General features: G+C 51.1%; 2 tRNA genes and 4 rRNA genes (1 of these 6 running past the window's edge). All 6 read left to right on the plus strand.

Going from position 1 to position 5,000, the window contains the following annotated elements:
* Positions 1 to 988: ribosomal RNA gene (locus tag ACXAD4_RS16230) — 16S ribosomal RNA — on the plus strand; the annotation flags it as partial.
* 71 nt (positions 989 to 1,059) lie between these two features.
* Positions 1,060 to 1,136: transfer RNA gene (locus ACXAD4_RS16235), tRNA-Ile, on the plus strand.
* 44 nt (positions 1,137 to 1,180) lie between these two features.
* Positions 1,181 to 1,256 (plus strand) — tRNA-Ala (locus ACXAD4_RS16240).
* A gap of 260 nt (positions 1,257 to 1,516) precedes the next feature.
* Positions 1,517 to 4,404 (plus strand): 23S ribosomal RNA (locus ACXAD4_RS16245).
* Positions 4,405 to 4,488: 84 nt separating this feature from the next.
* Positions 4,489 to 4,604 (plus strand): 5S ribosomal RNA (gene rrf / locus ACXAD4_RS16250).
* Positions 4,605 to 4,908: 304 nt separating this feature from the next.
* A 16S ribosomal RNA gene (locus ACXAD4_RS16255) occupies positions 4,909 to 5,000 on the plus strand (it continues 1,461 nt past the right edge of the window).

The raw sequence follows: 5,000 nt of genomic DNA on the forward strand, positions 1-5,000 counted from the left end.
CGGAATTACTGGGCGTAAAGCGCATGCAGGCGGCTTGTTAAGCCAGATGTGAAAGCCCGGGGCTCAACCTCGGAATAGCATTTGGAACTGGCAGGCTAGAGTCTTGTAGAGGGGGGTAGAATTTCAGGTGTAGCGGTGAAATGCGTAGAGATCTGAAGGAATACCGGTGGCGAAGGCGGCCCCCTGGACAAAGACTGACGCTCAGATGCGAAAGCGTGGGGAGCAAACAGGATTAGATACCCTGGTAGTCCACGCCGTAAACGATGTCTACTTGGAGGTTGGTGTCTTGAACACTGGCTTTCGGAGCTAACGCGTTAAGTAGACCGCCTGGGGAGTACGGTCGCAAGATTAAAACTCAAATGAATTGACGGGGGCCCGCACAAGCGGTGGAGCATGTGGTTTAATTCGATGCAACGCGAAGAACCTTACCTACTCTTGACATCCAGAGAACTTTCCAGAGATGGATTGGTGCCTTCGGGAACTCTGAGACAGGTGCTGCATGGCTGTCGTCAGCTCGTGTTGTGAAATGTTGGGTTAAGTCCCGCAACGAGCGCAACCCCTATCCTTGTTTGCCAGCGCGTCATGGCGGGAACTCCAGGGAGACTGCCGGTGATAAACCGGAGGAAGGTGGGGACGACGTCAAGTCATCATGGCCCTTACGAGTAGGGCTACACACGTGCTACAATGGCGTATACAGAGGGCGGCCAACTCGCGAGAGTGAGCGAATCCCAGAAAGTACGTCGTAGTCCGGATTGGAGTCTGCAACTCGACTCCATGAAGTCGGAATCGCTAGTAATCGTGGATCAGAATGCCACGGTGAATACGTTCCCGGGCCTTGTACACACCGCCCGTCACACCATGGGAGTGGGCTGCACCAGAAGTAGATAGCTTAACCTTCGGGAGGGCGTTTACCACGGTGTGGTTCATGACTGGGGTGAAGTCGTAACAAGGTAGCCCTAGGGGAACCTGGGGCTGGATCACCTCCTTAACGATATGACTGCGTTTTATGCAGTGTCCACACAGATTGCTTGGTTAATAGTAAAAGAACGTGAAAGACTTGGGTCTGTAGCTCAGGTGGTTAGAGCGCACCCCTGATAAGGGTGAGGTCGGTGGTTCAAGTCCACTCAGACCCACCACTTTCTCTCCCAGAGGAAGTGAGTGTGAAGTCTTTCAAATCGTTGGGGCTATAGCTCAGCTGGGAGAGCGCCTGCCTTGCACGCAGGAGGTCAGCAGTTCGATCCTGCTTAGCTCCACCACTCTTTAAACGCATTCTGACGAGTGTCTTTAAAAAGTGGTTATCTAACGATAAACACATGCTCTTTAACAATCTGGAAAGCTGACTAGTAAATTGAATTCATTGAATTCAATACTAATAGTTCTATCGAAAGATAGAACGAGTTCTCAAGCAACACACATTCAAGTGTCTTGTGTAAGAGTCCGGCGAAACACAGTTCATCAATACTCAGATGGACAACCTTGGTTGTTGAGCCATACGAAAGACCTCTTGGGGTTGTATGGTTAAGTGACTAAGCGTACACGGTGGATGCCTGGGCAGTCAGAGGCGATGAAGGACGTGCTAACCTGCGATAAGCCAAGAGAAGATGGTAAGAATCACGATACTCTTGGATTTCCGAATGGGGAAACCCAGCTGCATAAGCAGTTATCAATGCGTGAATACATAGCGTATTGAGGCGAACCGGGGGAACTGAAACATCTAAGTACCCCGAGGAAGAGAAATCAACCGAGATTCCGGCAGTAGCGGCGAGCGAACCCGGATTAGCCCTTAAGCTAGTTTTGCGACAGGTGAATGTGCTGGAAAGCACAGCGATACAGGGTGATAGCCCCGTAACCGGTAGCGCATTGCGAGTGAAATCGAGTAGGACGGGACACGTGATATCCTGTCTGAACATGGGGGGACCATCCTCCAAGGCTAAATACTCCTGACTGACCGATAGTGAACCAGTACCGTGAGGGAAAGGCGAAAAGAACCCCTGTGAGGGGAGTGAAATAGAACCTGAAACCGTGTACGTACAAGCAGTAGGAGCCCTTCGGGGTGACTGCGTACCTTTTGTATAATGGGTCAGCGACTTAATTTTAGTAGCAAGGTTAACCGATTAGGGGAGCCGTAGGGAAACCGAGTCTTAACTGGGCGTTCAGTTGCTAGGATTAGACCCGAAACCAGGTGATCTAGCCATGGGCAGGTTGAAGGTGAGGTAACACTTACTGGAGGACCGAACCGACTAATGTTGAAAAATTAGCGGATGACTTGTGGCTAGGGGTGAAAGGCCAATCAAACCTGGAGATAGCTGGTTCTCCCCGAAAGCTATTTAGGTAGCGCCTCGGACGAATACTACTGGGGGTAGAGCACTGTTAAGGCTAGGGGGTCATCCCGACTTACCAACCCTTTGCAAACTCCGAATACCAGTAAGTACTATCCGGGAGACACACGGCGGGTGCTAACGTCCGTCGTGGAGAGGGAAACAACCCAGACCGCCAGCTAAGGTCCCAAAGTTATAGCTAAGTGGGAAACGATGTGGGAAGGCTCAGACAGCCAGGATGTTGGCTTAGAAGCAGCCATCATTTAAAGAAAGCGTAATAGCTCACTGGTCGAGTCGGCCTGCGCGGAAGATTTAACGGGGCTAAGCTATACACCGAAGCTGCGGCAATGCATTTATATGTATTGGGTAGGGGAGCGTTCTGTAAGCGGTTGAAGGTGCATCGTAAGGTGTGCTGGACGTATCAGAAGTGCGAATGCTGACATGAGTAACGATAAAGGGAGTGAAAAACTCCCTCGCCGGAAGACCAAGGGTTCCTGTCCAACGTTAATCGGGGCAGGGTGAGTCGACCCCTAAGGCGAGGCCGAAAGGCGTAGTCGATGGGAAACGGGTTAATATTCCCGTACTTCTTACTATTGCGATGGGGGGACGGAGAAGGCTAGGTGGGCCTGGCGACGGTTGTCCAGGTTCAAGGGTGTAGGCTGTAATCTTAGGCAAATCCGGGATTACACTAGGCTGAGACCCGATGTCGAGCCGCTACGGCGGTGAAGTCATTGATGCCATGCTTCCGGGAAAAGCCTCTAAGCTTCAGATAGTAAGGAATCGTACCCCAAACCGACACAGGTGGTCGGGTAGAGAATACCAAGGCGCTTGAGAGAACTCGGGTGAAGGAACTAGGCAAAATGGTACCGTAACTTCGGGAGAAGGTACGCTGCCGGCGGTGAAGAGACTCGCTCTTGGAGCTGCTGGCAGTCGCAGATACCAGGTGGCTGCAACTGTTTATTAAAAACACAGCACTGTGCAAAATCGAAAGATGACGTATACGGTGTGACGCCTGCCCGGTGCCGGAAGGTTAATTGATGGGGTTAGACTTCGGTCGAAGCTCTTGATCGAAGCCCCGGTAAACGGCGGCCGTAACTATAACGGTCCTAAGGTAGCGAAATTCCTTGTCGGGTAAGTTCCGACCTGCACGAATGGCGTAATGATGGCCACGCTGTCTCCACCCGAGACTCAGTGAAATTGAAATCGCAGTGAAGATGCTGCGTACCCGCGGCTAGACGGAAAGACCCCGTGAACCTTTACTACAGCTTGGCACTGAACATTGACCCTACATGTGTAGGATAGGTGGGAGGCTTTGAAACCGAGTCGCTAGATTCGGTGGAGCCGTCCTTGAAATACCACCCTTGTAGTGTTGATGTTCTAACGTCGCCCCGTTATCCGGGGTGCGGACAGTGCCTGGTGGGTAGTTTGACTGGGGCGGTCTCCTCCCAAAGCGTAACGGAGGAGCACGAAGGTGGGCTAATCACGGTCGGACATCGTGAGGTTAGTGCAATGGCATAAGCCCGCTTGACTGCGAGACTGACAAGTCGAGCAGGTGCGAAAGCAGGTCATAGTGATCCGGTGGTTCTGTATGGAAGGGCCATCGCTCAACGGATAAAAGGTACTCCGGGGATAACAGGCTGATACCGCCCAAGAGTTCATATCGACGGCGGTGTTTGGCACCTCGATGTCGGCTCATCACATCCTGGGGCTGAAGTCGGTCCCAAGGGTATGGCTGTTCGCCATTTAAAGTGGTACGCGAGCTGGGTTTAGAACGTCGTGAGACAGTTCGGTCCCTATCTGCCGTGGGCGTTGGATGATTGAGAGGGGCTGCTCCTAGTACGAGAGGACCGGAGTGGACGAACCTCTGGTGTTCGGGTTGTGTCGCCAGACGCATTGCCCGGTAGCTAAGTTCGGAATCGATAACCGCTGAAAGCATCTAAGCGGGAAGCGAGCCTCGAGATGAGTCATCCCTGAACCTATAAGGTTCCTGAAGGGTTGTTGGAGACTACGACGTAGATAGGCAGGGTGTGTAAGCGTTGTGAGGCGTTGAGCTAACCTGTACTAATTGCCCGTGAGGCTTAACCATACAACACCCAAGGGGTTTTTACGGACTCCGCAAACACTTGGATGAGTGTTGAGAACATCAGCTTTCAAGATTGTAAGAATTTTGCTTGGCGACCATAGCATTATGGACCCACCTGATCCCATGCCGAACTCAGTAGTGAAACGTAATAGCGCCGATGGTAGTGTGGGGCCTCCCCATGTGAGAGTAGGACATCGCCAGGCTTTGATTTCGACTTTGCTTATTTGATAAGCAAGTCACCATAGAGCTTTAAGTTTTCTTAGAGTTTTATGTTGACTTTCGAAGTGGTTAGCGTATTATACGCGTCCTGCTTAAGTGCTAAGGCACTGAAAGGCAATATGTTCTTTAACAATTTGACCATGCAATCTGTGTGGGCACTCGTGAAATGATAGTCAACAAAAGCATTATCAATGAAACTGAGTGACCAAATCGAATCGTAAGATTCGGCACAGTCAATTCATTCATTACTTCGGTAATGGATTAACAGTATTCATTGAGCCAAAACTTTAATTGAAGAGTTTGATCATGGCTCAGATTGAACGCTGGCGGCAGGCCTAACACATGCAAGTCGAGCGGCAGCGACATAAACAATCCTTCGG

Source organism: Photobacterium sp. AWH4_225 (genome assembly GCF_056158405.1).